General features: G+C 41.0%; 29 protein-coding genes. 19 read left to right on the top strand and 10 right to left on the bottom strand.

Annotated elements, in window-relative coordinates:
- The first annotated feature begins 37 nt into the window (after window positions 1–37).
- The 3 genes from M1D84_RS09025 to ypmT are packed head-to-tail and all read left to right on the top strand — an operon-like array spanning window position 38 to window position 1598.
- A complete protein-coding gene (locus tag M1D84_RS09025) occupies window positions 38–799 on the top strand; it encodes an SGNH/GDSL hydrolase family protein (protein WP_024422725.1) in 762 nt (253 codons plus the stop codon).
- A 10-nt stretch (window positions 800–809) separates the two neighbouring features.
- Window positions 810–1376, top strand: coding sequence for a YpmS family protein (locus M1D84_RS09030; protein ID WP_024422724.1), 567 nt, complete (start codon window positions 810–812; stop codon window positions 1374–1376).
- Window positions 1377–1400: 24 nt separating this feature from the next.
- The gene (gene ypmT / locus M1D84_RS09035) at window positions 1401–1598 is read left to right on the top strand and encodes a protein YpmT (RefSeq protein ID WP_024422723.1); all 198 of its coding nucleotides are present in this window, start codon (window positions 1401–1403) and stop codon (window positions 1596–1598) included.
- A gap of 32 nt (window positions 1599–1630) precedes the next feature.
- On the opposite strand, the gene M1D84_RS09040 is transcribed toward ypmT, so the two are convergent.
- The 3 genes from M1D84_RS09040 to M1D84_RS09050 form a co-directional block, all read right to left on the bottom strand.
- Entirely contained in the window at window positions 1631–2347 is a 717-nt protein-coding gene (locus tag M1D84_RS09040) for a DUF4397 domain-containing protein (RefSeq protein ID WP_238549967.1), read from the bottom strand.
- A gap of 69 nt (window positions 2348–2416) precedes the next feature.
- Window positions 2417–2677: a hypothetical protein gene (locus M1D84_RS09045; protein ID WP_024422721.1), complete on the bottom strand. Its 261-nt coding sequence runs from the start codon at window positions 2675–2677 to the stop codon at window positions 2417–2419.
- 55 nt (window positions 2678–2732) lie between these two features.
- Complete coding sequence (locus M1D84_RS09050; RefSeq protein ID WP_007500780.1) at window positions 2733–3164, bottom strand: MarR family transcriptional regulator; 432 nt, start codon at window positions 3162–3164, stop codon at window positions 2733–2735.
- Between the two features lie 137 nt (window positions 3165–3301).
- Between M1D84_RS09050 and msrA the strand changes: the two genes are divergently transcribed.
- Both msrA and msrB read left to right on the top strand, forming a co-directional pair.
- Window positions 3302–3835: a peptide-methionine (S)-S-oxide reductase MsrA gene (gene msrA / locus M1D84_RS09055; protein WP_024422720.1), complete on the top strand. Its 534-nt coding sequence runs from the start codon at window positions 3302–3304 to the stop codon at window positions 3833–3835.
- Window positions 3835–4266, top strand: coding sequence for a peptide-methionine (R)-S-oxide reductase MsrB (gene msrB, locus M1D84_RS09060; RefSeq protein WP_185854491.1), 432 nt, complete (start codon window positions 3835–3837; stop codon window positions 4264–4266). Before msrA ends, msrB begins: the two co-directional genes overlap by 1 nt.
- Before the next feature lie 51 nt (window positions 4267–4317).
- Here msrB and M1D84_RS09065 read toward each other — a convergent pair whose 3' ends face one another.
- A complete protein-coding gene (locus tag M1D84_RS09065) occupies window positions 4318–5346 on the bottom strand; it encodes an SDR family NAD(P)-dependent oxidoreductase (RefSeq protein WP_044335176.1) in 1029 nt (342 codons plus the stop codon).
- Window positions 5347–5596: 250 nt separating this feature from the next.
- Between M1D84_RS09065 and M1D84_RS09070 the strand changes: the two genes are divergently transcribed.
- The gene (locus M1D84_RS09070; RefSeq protein WP_044335174.1) at window positions 5597–6319 is read left to right on the top strand and encodes an acylneuraminate cytidylyltransferase family protein; all 723 of its coding nucleotides are present in this window, start codon (window positions 5597–5599) and stop codon (window positions 6317–6319) included.
- 229 nt (window positions 6320–6548) lie between these two features.
- Here the strand turns inward: M1D84_RS09070 and M1D84_RS09075 are convergent, their stop codons facing one another.
- Both M1D84_RS09075 and M1D84_RS09080 read right to left on the bottom strand, forming a co-directional pair.
- Window positions 6549–7511 (bottom strand): CgeB family protein, encoded by a 963-nt coding sequence (locus M1D84_RS09075; protein WP_185854490.1) that lies wholly within the window; start codon window positions 7509–7511, stop codon window positions 6549–6551.
- Between the two features lie 15 nt (window positions 7512–7526).
- Complete coding sequence (locus tag M1D84_RS09080; RefSeq protein WP_024422714.1) at window positions 7527–7928, bottom strand: hypothetical protein; 402 nt, start codon at window positions 7926–7928, stop codon at window positions 7527–7529.
- Between the two features lie 206 nt (window positions 7929–8134).
- On the opposite strand from M1D84_RS09080, the gene cgeC reads away from it, so the two are divergent.
- From cgeC to M1D84_RS09140, 12 genes are all read left to right on the top strand, one after another.
- The gene (cgeC, locus tag M1D84_RS09085; RefSeq protein WP_024422713.1) at window positions 8135–8455 is read left to right on the top strand and encodes a spore maturation protein CgeC; all 321 of its coding nucleotides are present in this window, start codon (window positions 8135–8137) and stop codon (window positions 8453–8455) included.
- 17 nt (window positions 8456–8472) lie between these two features.
- The gene (locus M1D84_RS09090) at window positions 8473–9768 is read left to right on the top strand and encodes a glycosyltransferase family 2 protein (protein ID WP_044335168.1); all 1296 of its coding nucleotides are present in this window, start codon (window positions 8473–8475) and stop codon (window positions 9766–9768) included.
- A gap of 146 nt (window positions 9769–9914) precedes the next feature.
- A complete protein-coding gene (locus M1D84_RS09095) occupies window positions 9915–11291 on the top strand; it encodes a sigma-54 interaction domain-containing protein (protein ID WP_044335165.1) in 1377 nt (458 codons plus the stop codon).
- Window positions 11292–11408: 117 nt separating this feature from the next.
- Complete coding sequence (kamA, locus tag M1D84_RS09100) at window positions 11409–12809, top strand: lysine 2,3-aminomutase (protein ID WP_024428317.1); 1401 nt, start codon at window positions 11409–11411, stop codon at window positions 12807–12809.
- A gap of 2 nt (window positions 12810–12811) precedes the next feature.
- Window positions 12812–13093, top strand: coding sequence for a YokU family protein (locus M1D84_RS09105; RefSeq protein WP_024422710.1), 282 nt, complete (start codon window positions 12812–12814; stop codon window positions 13091–13093).
- Window positions 13094–13172: 79 nt separating this feature from the next.
- Window positions 13173–13397, top strand: a complete 225-nt coding sequence (locus tag M1D84_RS09110) for a YozE family protein (protein WP_024422709.1) — start codon at window positions 13173–13175, stop codon at window positions 13395–13397.
- 142 nt (window positions 13398–13539) lie between these two features.
- Window positions 13540–14220 (top strand): hypothetical protein, encoded by a 681-nt coding sequence (locus M1D84_RS09115; RefSeq protein ID WP_024422708.1) that lies wholly within the window; start codon window positions 13540–13542, stop codon window positions 14218–14220.
- A gap of 250 nt (window positions 14221–14470) precedes the next feature.
- The gene (locus tag M1D84_RS09120) at window positions 14471–14641 is read left to right on the top strand and encodes a YozD family protein (RefSeq protein WP_065214722.1); all 171 of its coding nucleotides are present in this window, start codon (window positions 14471–14473) and stop codon (window positions 14639–14641) included.
- 50 nt (window positions 14642–14691) lie between these two features.
- Window positions 14692–15300 (top strand): phosphatase PAP2 family protein, encoded by a 609-nt coding sequence (locus M1D84_RS09125; protein WP_213405097.1) that lies wholly within the window; start codon window positions 14692–14694, stop codon window positions 15298–15300.
- Window positions 15301–15354: 54 nt separating this feature from the next.
- A complete protein-coding gene (locus tag M1D84_RS09130; protein WP_024422706.1) occupies window positions 15355–15672 on the top strand; it encodes a hypothetical protein in 318 nt (105 codons plus the stop codon).
- 112 nt (window positions 15673–15784) lie between these two features.
- Window positions 15785–16480 carry a purine-nucleoside phosphorylase gene (deoD, locus tag M1D84_RS09135; RefSeq protein WP_012010274.1) on the top strand — a complete coding sequence of 232 codons (696 nt, stop codon included), beginning with the start codon at window positions 15785–15787 and terminating at the stop codon, window positions 16478–16480.
- Between the two features lie 68 nt (window positions 16481–16548).
- On the top strand, window positions 16549–17379 hold the full coding sequence (locus M1D84_RS09140; RefSeq protein ID WP_024422705.1) for a M15 family metallopeptidase: 831 nt from the start codon (window positions 16549–16551) through the stop codon (window positions 17377–17379).
- Window positions 17380–17429: 50 nt separating this feature from the next.
- On the opposite strand, the gene M1D84_RS09145 is transcribed toward M1D84_RS09140, so the two are convergent.
- Both M1D84_RS09145 and M1D84_RS09150 read right to left on the bottom strand, forming a co-directional pair.
- The gene (locus M1D84_RS09145) at window positions 17430–17681 is read right to left on the bottom strand and encodes a hypothetical protein (protein ID WP_024422704.1); all 252 of its coding nucleotides are present in this window, start codon (window positions 17679–17681) and stop codon (window positions 17430–17432) included.
- A 93-nt stretch (window positions 17682–17774) separates the two neighbouring features.
- Window positions 17775–18473 (bottom strand): class I SAM-dependent methyltransferase, encoded by a 699-nt coding sequence (locus M1D84_RS09150; RefSeq protein WP_024422703.1) that lies wholly within the window; start codon window positions 18471–18473, stop codon window positions 17775–17777.
- Between the two features lie 150 nt (window positions 18474–18623).
- Here M1D84_RS09150 and M1D84_RS09155 point away from each other — a divergent pair, with 150 nt between their 5' ends.
- Window positions 18624–20009 carry a S41 family peptidase gene (locus M1D84_RS09155; protein WP_073205967.1) on the top strand — a complete coding sequence of 462 codons (1386 nt, stop codon included), beginning with the start codon at window positions 18624–18626 and terminating at the stop codon, window positions 20007–20009.
- Between the two features lie 39 nt (window positions 20010–20048).
- Here M1D84_RS09155 and M1D84_RS09160 read toward each other — a convergent pair whose 3' ends face one another.
- On the bottom strand, window positions 20049–21542 hold the full coding sequence (locus M1D84_RS09160) for a sodium:solute symporter family protein (protein WP_073205966.1): 1494 nt from the start codon (window positions 21540–21542) through the stop codon (window positions 20049–20051).
- A complete protein-coding gene (locus M1D84_RS09165; protein WP_024422700.1) occupies window positions 21542–21745 on the bottom strand; it encodes a DUF3311 domain-containing protein in 204 nt (67 codons plus the stop codon). Before M1D84_RS09165 ends, M1D84_RS09160 begins: the two co-directional genes overlap by 1 nt.
- Window positions 21746–21941 lie beyond the last annotated feature (196 nt).

A 21941-nucleotide genomic window follows, 5' to 3' on the forward strand; every position in this document is an offset into this window, starting at 1 on the left:
ACACTTTTTTAATCAGAAAAAGGAGGGACATCATCGTTTGAAGGCTCGTTTGATTTTGATTGTGATGTCTCTAGCTTTTGTTCTTTCTGCATGTTCCGCGCAAGAGGCTGGCATAAAGGATAAACTAGAAGACACACCAAAAGTAAAAGAACATATTACCATCGCAGCGGTTGGAGATTCCTTAACAGAAGGAATCGGAGATCAAGATAAAAAAGGCTATGCAGGCATGACCCGTGACAAGATAGAAGCAGTGGACGGCGTGCAGTCTGTCACATTAAAAAACTATGCTATTAAAGGCAGTAGAACAGTAGATTTATTAAAAAGATTAAAAGAAAAAAAGGTGCAGGACGGACTGAAAGACGCTGACTATATTTTCTTTACGATCGGCGGGAATGATCTCATGCATGTTGTCCGTCAAAATGTGCTTAATTTGACGTTTGCTCCTTTTCAAAAAGAGCAGGGTCCTTTTGAAGAGCGCTTTAAAACCATTCTTGCTCAACTGAGAGAACAGAATGATCATGCGAAAATCATGTATGTCAGCATGTACAATCCTTTTAAATTCAGTTTGTCTGAGCTGCGAGATATTGATGAAGTCGTTCAAGACTGGAATGCCGCTGCCAAAAAGGAACTCAAAAAAGACGGCAATGCGGATATGGTCAATGTAGCAGATTTATTTGAAGAAGGTTCTGATGAAAAATTACTGGCAGAAGATGATTTCCACCCAAACCAAAAGGGGTACTCTCTTATGGCAAATCGTTTATTCTCCGAAGTGAAAAAAGAAGGGCTGCCGAAGGAATAGGGTGAAACAGATGAAAAAATGGAAAAGCTTATTTTTTATTTTACTTGCAATCAATCTATTGATTGTGATTGGCTGCGGTATTTTGATGCTGCTGCCAGGCGGTCAATCCGCTTCAACCAAAGAAGTGAAAAGCGAATATGCTTTTAATATATCCAGCTCAAAGGAATCACTCACCAGCTTTGTGAATGATTATTTGAAAAATCAAGGATCAAATGATATGCCAGACTTTCATGTAGCAATCGATCAAGATGTGAAAGTAACAGGCGCAATTAAAGCTTTCTCTTCAACGATTGATGCAAACGTCTCATTTACGCCAACTGTTGAAGATAATGGTGATGTGCTTTTGAAAGTGGATGACTTTTCAATTGGACAATTGAGCATTCCGATTAGTTTTGTTTTAAGCTACATGGGTCAGTTCTATGAGCTGCCAGAGTTCGTTCATGTAAAACCGGATCAAAAAACGGTTGAAGTGCGTCTTTCAGAAATGCCGCTGACGAATGATATGTATGTAAAAGCAAACAAAATTGATCTACAGAACGATGAAATTGAATTTTCATATTATCATCCAAAGCAATAGAACGTGTGAGTCAGGAGTGTTATCATGAAGCGAGTCTATCAATATTTTAGTTTACTGTCGTTTTTATTTGCTGCGTACTTCGGCATAACAGCTGCCAATGCTTTAAAAGCAGAAAATATCGATCAGTTTTACTTAAATATTGCCTACTGTGCATTATTTCTTGGCACGATGATTCTTGCTTTTGATTTTCAAAAGCAAGAAAAAGCTGAAGATGTCTCGTAAGGAGCCTTTTCCATTTTAGGAAAGGCTCTTTTTTATAGTTGCCGAGACAAGACCACCTTTGCCATAAGTTCAGGTTCTCCGTTCGCAAAACCATGAAGCAGGATCAGGTATGCACGCTTTGTTTGCAGATGAACTTTTGGGATATCAAGCAGTACACTTTGAGTGCCGGCGGCTTTCAATTCAAAATGATATTTATTTGGAGAGAAATGATGAATGTGGGTGCTGTTTACATAATCAAGCTCCTTCGATATGATCCCTTGGTCTCGTTCATATATATCTATAGAAGGAAGGTCCGGAGACAGCTGTACAAATGTAAGTGCTGACAGGTCTTCTTGTTTAATCAAAGGAGTCTGCTGCTCAGTCAGCAGTGCAAAGCCTGCACGGGCACCTGTGATACATAATGTGTAGACCTCGCCGCTCTTAAATCGAATGCGGGAATGAAGAATTCTCTCATTTGTAGCCAGTTTGAACACTTCTATTTCATACATTCCCTCATCCCACTCCATATAAGCGGTCAAATGGCTGTAAGGCATTGGTTTCATTACCTGCTTCCGGTTCACATAAACAGCGAGCTCACTGAGATCTGGTGCAGCGTGAAATAATCGAATAAAGGCTTTTGATGAAGGGCTGCTTTGAAGATGCTCGTAGGTGCCAGCGAATGGCCGATATGGAAAGTCATGATAAAGGAGCTGCTGCATGTCATCAATCCCTTCTTTCTCATGCAATGGTGTTTTTTGTAGCGTATGCATGAAAAAGACGATCTGTATAGGCAAAAGAAGCATAGAAAAAAGCCTGACGTATTCCGTCAGGCCGGCATGTTAAGAAGGAGAAGAATATTGATGATATTCAGCTAGTTTAATGAACGTTTTTTCATCCTCAATTAAACCACAAACACCGCACTGGACTTTCATTTGAGGACCTTGATAGCTCAAGTGAAAAGGAGACAGCTGTTCTCCTTCGTATCTTTCGACAACTGCTCCTGTTGCTGGATCTAGCTTGACAGGTTCTGAAAGCTGCTCAATGAGATTAAAGCGCGTTCTGTTTGTTTTACAGTTTGGACAAAGGTAAGGGCTTGTCATGGTTCATTTCCACCTCTTTTTATCCGTAGCATGTCCTGAGCGCTAAAATCTATGCTTAATCCTTTTGACTTTTATCCAGCTTTTTAAATAATTTGATCATGGTTTTTAGTTCTTCGTCATCAAATGATTCAAATCGCTCCATAAAGTATTCCGTTTTCTTTTTCTCAAAATGCTCAGTAATTTCCTTACCCTTATCGGTTAAGTGGATTTTGATGATGCGGCGGTCCTCTTTTGAGCGGATACGGGTGATCCAGCCTTTTTCTACGAGTGTGTCAGTCACAGCGGTAATATGACTTGCTGACACTCCAAGAATGGAAGCGAATTCCGTTACTTTTTTTGCACCTTGCTCACGCAGCAGATTTAAAATAAGAAATTCATTCCGAGATAATTCGTTTTCGAGCAGGCTGTTAATTTCATAACGGATCTGCTTAAATACGGTTCTCAGTAAAGTGTCCATTTCGTACATCATTTGTTTTCTTTGTTCCAATCATTAAACCCCCATTATATTTTAAAGATACGACGTCATGCTTTCTTTTATTTTGGTATACAAGTCGTATCATTTTCATTATTTTTTATCATGTTATAATATGATGATACCATTTTTTAAATGAAGGGGGCACTAATATGTCTGAAAAACAAGAATTAGCCACATTTGCAGGAGGCTGCTTCTGGTGTATGGTTAAACCTTTTGATGAACAGCCGGGCATTATCAAAGTTGAATCAGGGTATACTGGCGGACATACAGTGAATCCGACCTATGAGGAAGTATGTACAAATACAACGGGACATAGAGAAGCGGTTCAAATTACGTTTGATCCTGACGTGTTCCCGTATGAGAAGCTGCTAGAGCTGTATTGGCAGCAAATAGACCCAACAGACGATGGCGGGCAATTTGGCGATAGAGGGGAATCTTACCGTACAGGTATTTATGTTCATCATGACGAGCAGCGAAAGCTAGCTGAAGCATCGAAAGAGCAGCTGAGCCAAAGCGGGATTTTCAAAAAGCCAATCGTTACAGAAATTTTAGACGCAGGTCCTTTTTATCCAGCAGAGGAATATCATCAGCATTATTATAAGAAAAACAAAATGCACTACGAACGATATCATGTCGGTTCGGGCAGAGCCGGTTTTATTGAGTCCCATTGGAGTGATAAATAATGGCAAATGAAAAAGAAAAGCGTATAAAAGAATTAAATCGCATGCAGTACGAAGTCACGCAAAATAATGGCACAGAGCCGCCATTTCAAAATGAATTTTGGGATCATAAAGAAGAAGGTATCTATGTGGATATCATTTCAGGAAAGCCGCTTTTTTCTTCTTTAGATAAGTTTGATGCCCACTGCGGATGGCCAAGTTTTACAAAACCGCTTGAAGAGGAAGAAGTAGCAGAGAAGGTTGATACGAGTCATGGAATGGTGCGGACAGAGGTTCGCAGTAGAACAGCTGATTCTCATCTAGGTCATGTTTTTCCTGATGGACCAGGGCCAAACGGTCTTCGGTATTGTATTAACTCAGCCGCTTTAAAGTTTATCCCAAAGGATGATCTTGAAAAAGAAGGCTACGGGGATTTGAAACATCTATTTGATTGATCCATTTAAAAATCGTCACATGGAAAGCATCTGCTTCCGTGTGACGATTTTTTATTTTTTATGATGTGTATGATGTAATTGTTCGATGATATGGAATAGCTTTTCTTTGGTAATGAGCGGTGCTTCTTTTGAGGTGTAATTCGTTAAGTCGACTTTTTGAAAGGCAGGGTGCAAATGTGGTCTCGGTAAAATGGCATAAAATTGTTCATGTTCAAACAGTGCATCTGCTTCGTGCGGAAATGTGAGCTCCTCGTGAAGCTTTTCGCCAGGTCTTTTTCCGACTACAAGAATATCCGGAGATTTAGCATTGATTTGAGCGGCATATTCATGAAACGCTTTTAGGAGATCGGCAAGCTGTAAGGACTCCATCTTGAGTATGAAGGTTTCGCCGCCTTTCATCATGATTGCTGCTTTAAGTGTGAGGGAAACAGCCTCTTCAATGGACATAAAAAAACGTGTCATATGAGGATCAGTCACGGTCAAAGGTTTTTCATTTAATAGCTGCTGGAGCATGATCGGAATAACGGAACCTCTAGATCCAAGCACATTGCCAAAGCGTACAGAGCAAAACCTCGTTTTTTGATTCGGAATACTTTCGTTTGCTTGGAAAAATAGTTTTTCTGAAATCAATTTTGTTGCACCCATGGCATTCGTTGGAGAAACCGCTTTGTCAGTTGAAATGTTGACGACATGACTCACTTCATGTTCGAGAGCGGCTTCAATGACGTGCTGCCCGCCGATGATATTCGTTTGAACAGCTTCGAACGGATTATCTTCACAAGTAGGTACTTGTTTTAAGGCCGCTGCATGGAAAATGATATCCACACCCTTGACGAGCTGTCTCACGCGGCTTGCATCCCGGACATCTCCTAAAGCGAATACGACCTCTTGATGATCTGCGTACTCATTTTTCATCATGTATTGTTTGCTGTCATCTTTACTGAAGACGATTATCTTCTTTGGAGAGCAACTTGTTAATTTATTCACGATTTGCCGGCCGATTGACCCTGTACCGCCTGTAACCAATATCGTTTTATCACGAAAAAAGGTCTTCAAAGTCGTTTCTATCTGTTTGGACATATCTAATCCCCCAACTCTCATTTCTCTACTTTGCATCATATGTGAAAGAGCGGCATTCGTTTGAGGAAAAGAACCACTTCATGTATAAATTAGGTGAACAAATTATAACCATCTGCTTGTTGTCTTAATAGAATATGGAGAGATAAGAGATCAACTAGAAAAACGAGAGACCTGAATACTTCAGTACTGCGGTCAGCTCGGGCAGAGAAGAAAATTGTAGGGAGCTGTGCGCGAGGGGAGAAGAGAAGACATGTATAGGGGAAATCGTATTTTAGCCATGATACCTGCATTTAGAAGTCACGACGGCCGGCATGATGAACACATACGCATATTGGCTGAGAGGCCGCTTATCTATTGGACCATTCAGCCGTTACTGCAAATGATTGAATTAGATGAAGTCATCGTCTCCTCAGAGGATGTCAATACGCAAATTATTTCATCTCACTACGGAGCAAATGTGATTGAACTGCCAAGCACACATGTGACAGAACAAACGCCGTCACTGTTAGCTGTGAAGCATGCGCTTGCTTATTTAGAGCGGGAGGGAAAAACCTTTGATATTGTGCTGTATCTGCATCCATCGTCTCCTCTAAGACAGCCGGCAGATATCGAGAAGTGCTTGCAGCTTTTAGTGGAGGGGGGATATGACTGCACCGCATCTTTTACAGAGGCGTTAGAAAACCCAAATGAAACTTGGACACTGCATGAAAACAATGAAGCTACTTTATATAAGGACAATCATTACTTTTTCATGCCAAAGCATGAGCAGCCATATACGTATGGCCGGCTAAATGGTGCAATATATGCTTTTCATGCTCATTATGCCAAAGAATGCATTCATTCCTTTTTAGAAGGATCTGTCGGAGCATATATGATGGATCACACGCAGTCGCTTGTGGTGAAACAGGAGGCAGACCGGAAAGAGGCAGAGAAAATCTTATTAGCTCGCCGAGATGCGGAAGATCATGCATAAGCTGGCATTCAACGAGAAAAAGCGCCCAGTCATAGGGCGCTTTCAGCGTGTAGACAAACCCTCGCATTCCGTGTCAGGTCTGCGCTCCGGTGCTCACGAATGTCAAATTCGCTCCGCTCCGGTACTCGCCCTTCCTACACTGCAAAGGTTTTCTATCACGCTGAAAAGAAGACAAAGGGCTAAAATCAAGAACATTTTAGCCCTTTGTCAACAATTTGAAAGCGCCCAGTTATAGGGCGCTTTTTACGATCTCATAAAGCCTTTGTGGCATCGTATCAAATGTATTCCAGCGAACGGCTTGCTCATAGTTGTTCAGTGCGGCCGCCTTTCTTTCACCGGCATTTGATCCATAGTATTCCACCTGTTTTATCAAATCATCCTCATCTTTGTAAAAAGCAAAGCTTGAAAAAGCAGGCGGTGGATGTAGATCCGTCAATTGAAAACTTCCAGTTGCAGCAATGTCAAATGCTCTGTTATTGAGGCTCATATTTTGAATCATGGCTTTGTTTTTGTTATACGCAAATTGAGCCGGCCTATGCGGATTCAAAACAATTGCTGTCTGCTGATAGATGTCCGCCATTTGCTGAGGACTCAGCCAATTCGTTATCAGTGTGAAATCACGATAATGTCTCCGTGATTTATTTAAGTGACGGTGCCATTCCTTACCTGCAACGAGAATACGCCATTTGTTTTGCTGCAAGAGTGTATCGATGGCTTTGATGCGGTTGGGATAAGGGTAGCCAATGAGAGCAATGTCATACGTGCACATCTCTTCTGGCGATTCATTTTTCTGAAAGACACGTGTATTTGCCGGAATGGGAAAGTAGTGCGTATTTAGAGCGCCTAATTGTTTATAAAATGGCAAAACCCCTTCATCAATCGTTAATATAAGCTGAGCTTCATGTGCGCAAGCAGCTGACACATCTGTATAAAAGGGATCTTCTGTCATCCAAAGAACAATCGGGATTTTTTCTTGTTTGAATTGATGAAGTACATCTTTCGGAACATGATCACCGATCATCATCAAAACAAAATCCGGAGAAAATGTCCGGATTTTGTGCATGTTAGTGGGTAGAGATTCTCTATCAATCTTTACACATGAAAAGGGGGAATCAATGAAGCTTTCTTCTACCCATTGATCAAACATGTGATAGATTCCGCCGTAGCCAGAACTGATATAAAGAAGCTTCATGATGATCCTCTCACATTAAGATGTGAATGTAACACTTTCAACTTTATCTACATCTAATAGAGTCGTTGCTGAGCCTGTAGGTGTGACAGAGCTTTCTTGTGTAACAAATACAACGCCTGTTGAAGCATCGAATGATACAAATTGAACTGGCCCAATTAAATCTCCTGAGTCAGTGACAATGCTAATGACTGTTCCTGGTGCAAGTCTTGCAAAGATCCATCTTGCTGGCTGAGATACATCGAGTGTTGTAGCAGAATCTGAAGGTGATGCCTCAGCTGCCACTTCACTTAATAAATCGTTCAATTTTTCTTCCATTTGAACTCCTCCTTCTTCGAGATTAGCTGTTAATGCATGAGTAATTGGTTTGAAAAACACTTTCAATAGTTCCTTTTTTAATTCAGCACGCTTTTCGCTCATTTTTTCCCCATCCTTTCTTCATCAATTCAAACTCACCCCTATGTATATGCCGTTCATTTTTTTTGGCATAAGCAGAACGCTGATTCCTGATCTTTTTTTCATTTAATCACTTCACACATTTTTAAAAATGTTTTCAAATGCTGAGGCTAAATGAAGTGGCGCTCATACTCTAGTAAAGATTAAATGTGAAGAGAGAGGGATTATGAATGGAATTTGAACAATTATTAGATGGTTGGAACGAAGAATTACTAGAGTCGGAAGGAGTGCTTGAAGTTATCTTGATTTTACTTCTTCTTCGTCTTTTAGAAGAAAGTGGGGAAGAGAATGTGTCAGACATCAAAGAATTACTTCGTCCATGGCTTGAGCTTGGCATTCCAGTGCCGCGTGTTCATTTAGTCAATGGAGATGTACTTCAAAACGTGGTTGTCGTGCAATTGTTTGATACGGTTGCAGTCTTTAAAAACGCGACAAATCAGCTAAGAGTGAGTGTTCCTTATGTGAACATTGTCAGCTGGGGGGCTTTTTAATCTAATCAAAAAGGATAATGATCATGAAAGTATCGGTGATTTTAACAAGCTACAATAAACCAGATTTCATTGATCGTGTGCTAAAGAGTATGGTAGATCAAACGTATCCGCATTGGGAGCTTTTGATTATGGATGATGGCTCAGAAGAGGGCACCATTCAAAAGATCCAGCCCTATTTAAGTGATGAACGCATTCAGCTGTATTCGCACACAGTTCATCCGGCAAAACGGCTGTTAACCGCACGATATGCGACGCTTATTAATGAAGCATTAACCCGTATAACAGGTGAGCTCATTTGTTATTTAACCGATGATACCGTGTACCATAAAGATCGTTTGCTTAAAATGGTGGATGTTTTTCGGTCGAAGCCTCACATAGATATTGTGTATTCCTCGCAGCGGGTCGTGCATGTTGATCAGCATTTAGTGGAAACGATGAGTTTTATTCGAGAAGCAGATCAAATCTTAGAGCATGCGTCCTTTCAAGTGGACCATTGTTCGGTCATGCACAGAAGCTGCTTGCTTCCACTGATTTATGAAAAATACGGACAATATTGGGACGATGAGCCAAAGCACTGGCATCATGCAGATTCTGTATTTTGGATGAGGCTGAATCACTTCGCTGCGTTTTTTCCATTAAAAGATGTACTGGATACAACGTATAAAACGCCTCATTCCTTTCATCATCTGTTTTCGAGTATGCCGTATGATTTAATTGACGGAACGGTCATTGAAAAAGAAGGAGATTATTATCAAATCGCAGACGGGAAACTTCATGGAATTGAAAAACGCTGGATCAATGAAAAGAACAGGCGTGCGATCCGTGTTCCGCTGTTATGTGAGATGAAATATGAAATGAAAGAGAAGCTGGCAGTACCCAATTATACAGTTGTCACCGCAGATTATGGGAAAACGTTCTTTTATATTGAAGATCAGAAAAAAAGACGGTTTGCTTCAAAACGTGACGTGCAATATTTTCAGTTTCACCCAAAGGAGATCTATACGATTTCAAATGATCAGCTCCAGGCATTTGAGGATGGCAGCATCATTCAAGCTTCTCCAGTTTTCAGTCCGCCAAACAGGCGCCTGTTTAAATGGAAACAAGATGTTTATTTACTTGTGCATCATACCTTTTGCCGAATTGATCCTGAGGTCGTGAAGCGATTTGCTTTTTATCATCAGCCGATTAAGCTGTACCCATCCCAATTTGCGTTTTTTCAGGAAGGAAAGCCGATTGTGCCGCTGTATAGGGAATCGCTGCAAGAATTCGATATGTCTCTTTATCAAACATCCGGACGAAAGCACTCCTCATAAGAGGGGTGCTTTTTTCGCAATGATTGCAGGAAGTAGAAAGGAAAAAGCGAAACATGAAAAGGACAGGAACCTTTAAGAAATGATCAAGCCGCTGAAAACTTGGCAATTGATGCCGGTTTTTTGGCACTGAAAGTGAGGGGGAAAGAATGGGGAAGGTTGTCGAAAGAGCAGATTGGTTTGAATTGATTTTAGAAGCTATTGATGAAGCCATTCACGTTGTAGATGATCGAGGGATGACGATTTTTTACAATCATAATGCCGCTAAGTTTGACTCTTTAAAAAAAGAAGAGGTGATTGGCAAGTACATCCTTGATGTGTATCCCTCTTTAACTGAAAAAACAAGTACGCTCATGCATGTGTTGCGAACAGGAAAGCCCATTTATCATTCGCTGCAAACCTATTTGAATAAAAATGGAGAAAGGATTGAAACAGTGAACACGACATTGCCTATTATCGAAGATAACGAGTTAATAGGCGCGGTCGAAGTCGCAAAAGATGTTTCAAAGCTGTCAGCCCTTTCCAATCGTTTAGATCAAAAAAAGCGGACACAAGATGCGGCTGAGGCCGTACAAATGCATGATTTTGCTTCATTTTTAACAAATGATCCGCTTTTAAAAGAAATGCTTGAAAGGGCAAAAAAAGCAGCTGCTTATCCATCATCAGTTGTTGTCTACGGGGAAACAGGGACAGGAAAAGAAGTGCTCGTTCAAGCCATTGTCCATGAATCTGATCGAAAAAATCAAGTGTTCATTCCGCAAAACTGCGCAGCACTCCCAGAATCATTACTTGAAAGTTTATTGTTCGGATCTGTCAAAGGGAGCTATACGGGCGCGCTTGATCGCAAGGGACTTTTCGAATTAGCTGATGGGGGCACACTTTTTCTTGATGAGCTGCAAGCGATGCCGCTCACGCTGCAGACGAAATTATTACGTGTGTTAGAAGATGGCGTGGTGCGCCGCATCGGTGATGCAAAGTCCATTCAAGTGGATGTTCGGCTCATTACTGCGCTCAATATGGACCCATTCGAAGCAGTGAAAAAGCAAATTTTAAGAGAAGATTTATTTTATAGACTGCATGTATCATCTTTTCATATCCCGCCGCTTCGTGAAAGAAAGCAAGATATCACGCTGCTATCCCGCCACTTCATTCAAACCTATCATCAGCAGTTTTCAAAAAACGTTACACGCCTTTCTGAAGAAACGGAACGATTGTTTATGGCGCACCACTGGCCTGGGAATGTCAGAGAATTAAAACATACAATAGAACATGCTGTGTTGATGATGCCAAAGGAAGCGGAAGAGATCATCCCTCTATACCTTCCGGCTCATTTACGTGAGCAAAAGCTGGAAAAAGAAACATCTGAATCCTCCTTAAAAAATCAAGTGTCTTCATTTGAACAAACATTGATTCAAGAAGCTTTACATCAGCATAATGGGAATATTAAAAAAACCGCCGCTGCTTTAAAAATCCCTCGACAAACGCTGCAATATAAATTAAAGAAATATGCAGATGCCGAAATCTAGGCACAGCATCCAATTGAATATGACGGGTAAAGCTCCTTTTGTAAAGAATAGGGGCATTTTCCCATGTTGGCACATAACTTGCATAGTATAAAGTGAATGCTGATAGGGGGAATGGATATGAATCAGAAATTGTATGAACCGGCACGTCACTGGAAGGACATTGAGCTTTGGAAGGATGTACCTGAGGAAAAGTGGAACGACTGGATTTGGCAGCTGACGCATACCGTGAAAACGCTTGAGGATTTAGAAAAAATCGTAAACTTAACAGAAGAGGAACGAGAAGGGGTGAAGATTTCCACCAAAACCATTCCACTCAACATTACACCCTACTATGCCTCACTGATGAATCCAGACGATCCAAGATGTCCAATACGTATGCAATCTGTGCCAATTGCAGAAGAGCTTCATAAAACAAAATATGATCTGGAAGACCCGCTGCATGAAGATGAGGACTCACCTGTCCCAGGGCTCACGCACCGATATCCAGATCGTGTGCTGTTTCTTGTGACAAATCAGTGCTCCATGTACTGCCGTTATTGTACGAGAAGACGTTTTTCCGGCCAGATTGGTATGGGTGTGCCGAAAAAGCAGTTAGATGCTGCAATTGGATATATTAGAGAAACACCTGAGGTGCGGGATGTGTTAATTTCTGGCGGAGATGGGCTTTTAATCAATGATCAAGTGCTTGAATACATTTTGAAAAACTTACGAGATATTCCGCACGTTGAGATCATTAGGATTGGAACCCGCGCGCCGGTTGTCTTTCCGCAGCGTATTACAGATGAGCTGTGCGAGATTTTGAAAAAATATCACCCAGTTTGGCTGAACACCCATTTCAATACAAGTATTGAAATCACAAAAGAAGCAAAAGAAGCGTGCGAACGTCTTGTGAATGCCGGCGTGCCTGTAGGGAATCAGGCCGTCATCCTTGCAGGTATTAACGACAGTGTGCCGATTATGAAGAAGCTGATGCACGATCTTGTGAAGATTCGGGTCAGACCATATTATATTTATCAATGTGATTTATCTGAGGGCATTGGCCACTTTAGAACGCCGGTATCAAAAGGGCTTGAAATCATTGAGGGTTTAAGAGGACATACGAGTGGTTATGCAGTACCAAGCTTTGTTGTAGATGCGCCAGGAGGCGGAGGGAAAATTGCCTTACAGCCAAATTATTTATTATCGCAAAGCCCTGACAAAGTCGTCCTTCGTAACTTTGAAGGTGTCATCACCTCTTATCCAGAACCAGAGCATTACGTCGCAGGCCAGGCAGATGCGTATTTTAATGAAATTTATGAAGAGAAACAAGAACCGGCAATTGGTATTACCGCACTATTTGAGGATGAAGCGAGATCGTTTACGCCTGAGAATTTAAGCCGAATGAAACGTAGAGAAGCATATGAGACAAATCCTGAGCACGACACACTTAAAAACAAACGTGAGAAACGAGATGAATTAAAAGAGAAGAAATATCAAGCGCAGCTCAAAAAAGAACAAACCGTAAAGGAGGAGAAATAGCCTTGCTGACATGTGATTGGTGTGAGGAAAACAAAGCAAATGCGGAGCAGACAACAGTCTATTGGGAACTGATCACGGGCACACAATCAATTGAAATCATCGAAACGCCGTCCATTTCCTGCACGCACTGCGGGATGATCTATCAAAAGGATGAGACGGTCAAAGAGATTGAAGATCAATTAATTTTAGTGGATCAGACAAAACTTCCAGAAAAAATCTCCTACGAGGAATTAATGAGCATGGAGCGGTTATTAAAGCGAAATTACTTTGACTTTTCATCATAAGTTGTACCTCCGCCTATACAAGTCATCAAATTGCTGTATAATATAACAACAAAATAGTGTGTCGCGGAGGGAAAAACAGGTGAAGTCGTTTTACCATTATTTAATGAAGTTCAGACATCCAAAACCGAAAGATGAAATCAGCCATTTCGCAAATGCTGCGTATGAGGATCACAGCTTTCCTAAAGCTTCCACAGATTATCATGAGCTGTGCGCTTATTTAGAATTAAATGGTGATTATTTAAGCTCAATGACAACATTTGACGAAGCGTTTGAGCAATACGAAGTAGAAGTCAAAAAAAAATAACACACAACCGCTTATCCGAATGGAGAAGCGGTTTTTTCATGAGAAATAAAATGGCGTTTTGCATGGTGTGGTTGCCCATGCAGAATTCCTTGCGCCGGCATACGATACGTTAAGACCAAAAGTCGGGCAAGGGGGAGACAGAATGAAGGCGAAAGCACCAAAATATCAAGTAGGGGATATTGTCGTCGTTGTCATGTACGGCACAGTCGGAACGATTACAAAAGTCCATCAAATTGACCAGCACTATTTATATGAGGTCAATCATAATGAGGTGCTTTATTTTGAAACATCACTTCAGCTTTACGATGAGTATAGCGGAGTGATTGTCGATACAGAAAAGCTGGACATTGAATATGAGTTCCTCATTGGCGATGTTGTATATGTAAAAGATTACGGAAAAGAGCTATTTAAAATCATTGGTCATCGGACTGAAATTTGGCGCTACCTTGAAGATGGCTGGGAAGATGTCATTTACGAACTCACGAGGCTGAAAGACGGAGAGTGGCTGGAAACAGAAGAGGAAGATTTAACGCTTGTCCTAAGAAAATATGAGATGGACCAGTTTGTTCATCAGCTTCTTTTTGTGCATTACGTCGGAGAAACCTCAAAAGAGTTAGAAGAAGATATGGTCCAAACGGCTCTATTACAGCTAGAAGAGAAACAAGAAAGCGAATCTTCACTTGAATTTCTGGCTGTATCTATAGTGGATGAGCTTCTTGATATTTATAACGATTATAAAATTCTCTATGAATTTTTCAAAGATCCAGAATATAAGGATATGATGGATTTTATTTTGGAAAGTTTACACGAACATTTTGGTTAAAGAAAGACTTGTCCTAACACGAATAAAAAATAAGGCACACAGAAAAATGCAATCACATAAAACCATCCCCTCAAGATACGGCCCATCACCTGATCAAAAGTTTCTCCATCTAATATGCTTAACCATTTCATTCTTTCAAGCCCCTTTTCTTTTTGTTTACTGCATTTATATGTATGGAATGAGCCATTATGACAAACTGTAATAAAAAACAGCCGGCGTTCATACATCATAAAAAAGGAGGCGGAATGCAATGAAAGAAGCAGATTTGGTGATTGATACAGAGGAAATTGCGGAGTTCTTCTACGTGGAGCTGATCAAAAGAGGGTACATACCTGCTGAGCTTGAAACATTTGAGCTGGCTGACATTACATTTGAATATATGCTGAAAAAAGCAATGATAGTTGAAGAAGAGGCGTGGTAGGCACTATACTTTGAAGAGATTCTGAAGAGAGAGGGAGGGGAATCCTTCGCGTGTACATCCTATTTCTTTTCATTTTATTTGGCGCCATTGCTGCGCTCATGGCATCTGGGGCTTTTCAAGATTTGGACAACCAGATCATCCTATGGTTTGAAAGCATCAGACTCCCTTTTTTAAATGATGTCATGCTGGCTTTGACGGACTTAGGCATCAGCGCGCTGCTCGTTCCAATCATGCTCATTTTTAGTGTGGTCTTGTTTATGTATAAGCGCTACTACTCTATCATGATGCTTTTTCTATTATATCTCACAGAAAAAACAATCAATCATGAATTAAAGGGGCTGTTTGCTAGAGAGCGTCCGGCCTTTGATCACCTTGTAGTTGAAACGTATTACAGCTTTCCGAGCGGACATTCGATGAATGCAGCCACAATCTACCCTTTTATTGCTTATCTATTAGTTGAAATAATCCCATGGCTGAAAGAAAGACAAAAAATCGTCTATTTGATCACAGGGCTTTGCGTTCTGGCCATTGGCATCAGCCGGATGTATATCGGGGTGCATTATTTGACAGATGTTGCAGGAGGCTTTGCGATAGGACTCGCTCTATTTCTCGTTTGTAAAAAGATTGACGAAAGATTGCCTGTCATTCGACAAAAATAGAAGAAGGAAATGGACAGATCCCAGCCAATTTTATATAAAAGGGGAGGGATTTGAATGCAATTGACGTTGAGATTTTTTCAAAAGAAACCTTCAGCATTTCACTTAACCATTTATCAGACACCTGAATATGGCGCTGCAAGCGGGCATCAGCCTGTGTACCGGACAAAGATTGGCGGCAGAACACACCTTGATGTACTGGAAAAAGCATTCTCGACATTTAATGTACATGATACAGTCCCTAATGATTACAATGCGCGGTTTATCACAACAGGTGATATTGTTGTGATTGATGATAAGAAAAAGGGGAAGTGCTATTATCAGCTCTCTCCGGCAGGGTGGAAACGCAGTGAACGACTAATGACGATAGGTTAAATAGATAATGAATGATGCCAGCTGGAGATCCAGCTGGTATTTTCTTTTTTAAGCTCGATCGTTTATAATAAATAGGATAAAATACATAGTAAACGTAAGTGGAGGCTAAAAAATGAGTGTACATATTGGAGCAGAAAAAGGACAAATTGCAGAAACGGTATTGCTGCCAGGCGATCCGCTTCGTGCGAAATATATTGCAGATACATATTTAGAAGATGTTGAGTGCTATAACGAAGTGCGCGGAATGTATGGCTATACTGGAACCTATAAAGGGAAACGTGTTTCTGTACAGGGCACTGGAATGGGCGTACCGTCTATTTCAATTTATGTGAATGAACTCATTCAAAGCTATGATGTTCAAAACTTAATTCGCGTTGGATCTTGCGGAGCCATCAAAAGAGATGTCAATGTACGTGACGTCATTTTAGCCCAGACATCATCAACAGATTCACAAATGAATCGTGTGGCTTTTGGACCGATTGATTATGCGCCATGCGCTGATTTTGGCCTGCTCAAGAAAGCCTACGACACAGCAGAAGCAAAAAATGTCGCTGTACGTGTCGGAAATGTATTTACAGCAGACCAATTTTACAATGAAAAACCACTTGAGCTCATGGCTCAATATGGTATCCTAGCGATCGAAATGGAGACAACCGCTCTTTATTCTCTTGCAGCAAAATTTGATCGAAAAGCGTTATCCATTTTGACTGTGAGTGACCACGTTCTAACAGGAGAAGAAACAACGGCTGAAGAGCGTCAAACAACGTTTGATGAAATGATCTTAATTGCGCTAGACTCCGTTTTATAATAGTATAAAGGGTGTGCTACAATGTAGCGCATCTTTATTTTTTTAGAAGAGCAAAAGGAAGGTATGTCATGAAGAAAAGCTACAAAATACTCTCAATCGCATCGATTCTTGGTTTGACAGCCGCGCTATCAGGCTGCCAGTTGCTGGATCAAAAAAGCGGTACATCTGAATCAAACAAAACAAACGAACAAAAAAACGCAGCAAGTTCATCTCCCCAGCACAACTCAAACGATAAGGCAGATTCATCGAATCAAGAGCTGACGTTAAAGAGTGAATATTTCAATGACATCAAGGTTGTGAGCGGTCTGAAAACCATTCAAAATCCTGAAAATGTGCTAGCACTTGTCAACAAAGAATATGCATTACCAGGAACCTATAAACCTTCTGATCTTGTTGTACCAAAAGTAGAATTCTCTTTTTCGGAAGATATTGAAAAGCGATATATCCGCAAAGAAGCAGCGGAAGCGCTTGAGAAGTTATTCAAAGGTGCAAAAAAGGAAAACTTCGAGCTTGCTGCAGTATCTGGCTATCGCTCCTATGACCGTCAAAAAGTCATTTTTGATAGTGAGGTCAAATTAAAAGGCAAAGAAAAAGCACAAGAAGCAGTCGCTTTACCGGGCGAAAGTGAACATCAAACAGGTTTAGCCATGGACATTTCCTCAAAAAGTGCCGGTTTTGAGATCTCTGAAAAGTTTGGTGAAACACCAGATGGCAAATGGGTGGCTAAAAACGCCTATAAATATGGCTTTATCATCCGTTATCCAAAAGGAAAAGAAGACATTACGAAATACGAATATGAGCCGTGGCATCTGCGCTATGTGGGAAAAGAAGCCGCAAAAGCGATGCATGATCATGATTTAACATTTGAAGAATACATGAACAAAGTAAAGAAAATCTAAACAAGTTAAAGGCCTCCCAGCTATTCGGGAGGCCTTCTCTTATTCTTCTTTTAAAAAAAGAACAATCCTGCTAATGCGAAGCCGGTAATGAAACCGAGGCCGATGCCATACGCTGCACCCCAGCCATAATATCCGCCCCAATAGCCAAAGCCAAAGCCTCCGCGAGACCCGCCGACTGGACGAATATAAACTTTGCGGTTTGTCACACGCTCAATGCGTCCGACGTGTACTCTGCCATTACGGTCAGTAATTCTAGCGACTTTCCCCATGTGCTGCTGACAAAGCTTGTAGTAGCGCTCCATGTTTTTCCTCCTTATGACAAAACTCTATTCACTCTTATCCTATGCGAGAGACTTCATAGAGTTTGGACAAAACATATAGGAGATTCGCTCATTTTATACGGTGCATTCAAATAGAATGTGACTTAACTGCTTTCGGTGTGCTTGAATGAGATCGTAGTGTGTTTGCAGTGTCTCGTAAAGAGAAGGCGGTATGTGTTCAGATAATTCCATCTCTGTCGGTTCCTCCTGCACCATATGTTCATCGAATGAAAGAATCTGAATGTCACGGAAGCCTGCTGCTGTTAACTGCTCCTTCCATTCTTCAAGCGACAAGAGCGAGTGAAAGCCGTAAAAATTTCGAACAGCTGCCAGCTCTTCAGGGGTAAGAGGGGCTTTTAACACAGCTTCATTTGCAATCAATTGACTGCCAGGAGCAAGCACTCGTTTGATTTCAGCTAGTGCATCAGGCAGCTTGGTAAAGCTTAAAACAGATTCACTGATGAGTAGAGAGAACGCTTGATCTGGAAAGGGCAGCTGCTCAATAGATGCCTCTAAAGCACGGATCGGCAGTTCCTCCCGTTTGAATCGCAGGTTCGCCTTTTCAATCATCAATGGATGCGTATCAATGGCCTCCACCTGATAACCTATATTTCCTAAATAGGCGGCGGTCTGTCCTGTACCGCATCCAGCGTCCAGTATTCGTGCATGAGGCGGCAGTTTTATATGCTCAATCATCGTTTTTGTTAACTCAATTCCGCCAGGATGGGCACCTGATACGCCAAAATAAGCAAGCATTTCTACATAATCACTCATATAATCCCTTCTTTCTTTATCCTGTTCCTCTCTAAAGATTATGCAATAGAGAGGCAAATGGCTTATCTTTTCAAATAGAAGTTGATCCTTTGGTTGACGGATGAAGCATCGTCCTTGATAATAATGAAAGGAGATAAAGGTGGTGTTTTTTTGAAAAAACAAATGAAGTTCGTGGTAGCCATTCTGGTGACTGCTGCACTGTCCTCAGCGATTACATTTGTGATCACAAAACAAGGTGCTGTCAGCGTCTCAGGAGACGAGAAGTTTAGTAAACTCATGGCTGCGTATACGAAGGTAAAGGATGAGTATTACGAAAAAACGGATGATCAAAAACTAGTAGATGGTGCGATCCAAGGAATGATTGCATCACTTGATGATCCATACTCTACATATATGGATCAGGAGGAAGCCGAAGGATTTAACAATACCATTTCTTCTTCATTTGAAGGAATTGGTGCACAAGTTGAAGAGAAGGATGGACAAATTTTAATTGTCGCGCCGATTAAAGGCTCTCCTGCTGAAAAAGCTGGTTTGAAACCTCATGATCATATTTTAAAAGTGGATGGAAAAAGCACCAAAGGAATGTCGGTCAATAAAGCAGTCTCTCTCATCAGAGGGAAAAAAGGAACGGATGTTAAGCTGCATCTTAACCGTCAAGGAGTCGGCAATGTAGATGTGACCATCACAAGAGACACGATTCCGCTTGAAACGGTGTATGCAAAACTCACAAAAGACAAAATAGGAGAAATCCAAATTACGTCCTTTGCTGAAACCACATCGAAAGAGCTGGATAAAGCAATTGATGACCTCGAGAAAAAAGGGGCAAAAGGTTTTGTCATTGACCTAAGAGATAATCCAGGCGGCATCATGACAGAAGCCATTGAAATGAGCAATGACTTTATTGATAAAGGGAAAGTCATCATGCAGGTTGAAGAAAAAGGGAAGAAACAAGTGTACAAGGCTGAAAAAGAACGCAAAGTCCATCAGCCGGCAGTTGTCCTTGTAAATGGCGGTTCAGCCAGCGCTGCTGAAATCATGGCGGCGGCTCTGCACCAATCTTCAGGCATTCAAATTGTGGGTGAAAAGACGTTTGGCAAAGGAACTGTTCAAAATGCGCAAAACTACAATGATGGTTCTAGTGTCAAGTTAACCATTGCAAAATGGCTGACACCAGACGGTTCTTGGATTCACAAAAAAGGTATCGAACCACAGGTGAAAGCAGCTCTCCCAAGTTATGCAAAGCTGCCGTACTTAAGCCCGAAAAAATCATATGAGCTAAATGACAACGGAGATGAAGTCAAAGCAGCTCAAAAAATGTTCCAAGCGCTCGGCTACAAAGCAAAAGCAAACGGTGAGTACGATCAAGCATTCCAGACTATCGTCAAAAGCTTCCAAACAGACAACGATCTCAAGGCAGACGGTATTCTGACAGGAGATACAACGACCGTTCTGATGACAAAGATCCAAGATAAGCTAAAGAACAACGATACACAAATGAAAAAAGCCATTGAAGTCTTGAAAAAAGAAATGAAATAAAAAAAGCAGTCCTCATCAGGGGACTGCTTTTTCTTATCCTTACACTTCGTTTGTGATTGCTTCTGTTTTTTCATGATCCTTTTCAAATAGATCATTCATGACAGAATTGGATGTGACTTTCTTTTGGAAGAATGGATTCAAAATCAAGATGACAACGACGTTTGCTAGTAAACCAAGAAAACCTTCATAAAGACCGAACGTAACTTGTGAGATATTCGCTGTAAAGGTAACGATGATTCCAACGACTAAACCGGCAATCGTTGCTTCTCTCGATTGTTTTTTCCAGAATAAGCTGATGGCAATAGCTGGGAATATTTGAACCATTCCTGAAACACCAATGAGCTGAAGCGTGACAAGTGCAGTTGGGAACAGCATTCCGAATAAAAGAGCGAGCCCGATGACGATAAACACCATCGAACGTGTAATGATGGTCAATCTTTTAGGTGACACATTCGGATGAATTAAGTCACGGTATAAATTATTGGCAAATAAATTCGATGCGCCAATGGCCATGATGGAGCATGGAATGAGGGAAGCCAGTGCAATCGTTGAATAAGCGAGTCCCTGCATCACACCGCCATATGATGTTTGAATTAAATGAAGAAGAGCAAATCTTGGATTTGTATCTTCTGGTAAGACTAAAAAAGCAATAAATCCAAGGAAGATGACCAAAATCAATACAATATTATAAAGGGGCAAAAACATGCTGTTTTTACGGATGGCATCTGCGCTTTTGGCTGTAAAAACCCCAGTTGCTGCGTGTGCCCACATAAACAAAGCAAGGGCAGAAACGCCTGAAGCAGTAATGAACCATAAAATGCCCTTAGGACCGCCTTCAGGGATCGTTAGAAGCTGAGGGGCTTCTTTGGCTAACGTGCTCATCATCGGTGTCCAGCCGTTAAAATGAATAATTGGCAGTGAAACGACCATAAACAGCATGATCACCCAAACGAGAATATCCTTAATAATGGCTGTATATGTAGGACCTTTAATACCACTGAAAAATGTATAAAGTGCGACTAAAATAAATGAAATAATAACTACTGCATTCACATTAATATAATTAGTTCCAGCGACAGTTAACGTATCTTGAATTCCGCTCAGCTGAAGACAAATATAAGGAATCAGCATAAGTACTCCAACAATCGCAATCAAACTGGATAACAGCTTGCTGTCAAACCGCTCACGTGCATAATCGGCAAGTGTTGTAAGGTTGTGATTTTTCGCAACCGTCCATAGTTTCGGTAAAAAGAAATAAGCAATAAAATAAGCTAGGACTGAATAAGGAATAGCGAAAAAAGCGACGCTTCCAGCTGTATAAGCTGTACTTGTAAGCCCTAAAAAAGTATACGCTGTATATAAGTCTGCCCCAACGAGGAACCATACGAGCAGTCCGCCAAATTTTCTTCCGCCGACAGACCATTCTTCTACTGACTGTCTTGATGATTTGTCACGACCAGCGGCAAATCCGATGACCACGACGATGAAAATAATACTTGCAGTAATCAATAAAGCTGTTAAATTTCCTTGCATTAGTCAGTTCCTCCATTTGAATGTTGCATCTTATAAATGATAAATGTGCAAATTGGTGTGAGTACAATCCATAGTAAGAGCCAGAAGTGGAAAAAGGGCAGGCCGATGACAAATGGATGAATGCGGTTCGCAAAAGGCAGCAATGCGAGCTGTCCGATGAATGGAATCGCGATTAGTAGTGCCAGCATCAATTTTTTGTTCATGATTTCCTCCTGAATATTTTGTAATTTCATAATAATAGCAGTTGTCAGATTAGATCACAAGACCATTTTCAGAAAAAACAATCATTTTGGTGAATATCATACTAATATAACGCTTTCATTTTTGAAAAAGGAGAAAGAGTGAAGTTGTAAAGAGGAGGAAGGTGAAAGAAAGTATGTAGAAATAATATTTAAAGCC

The organism is Bacillus sp. PK5-006 (genome assembly GCF_054161415.1).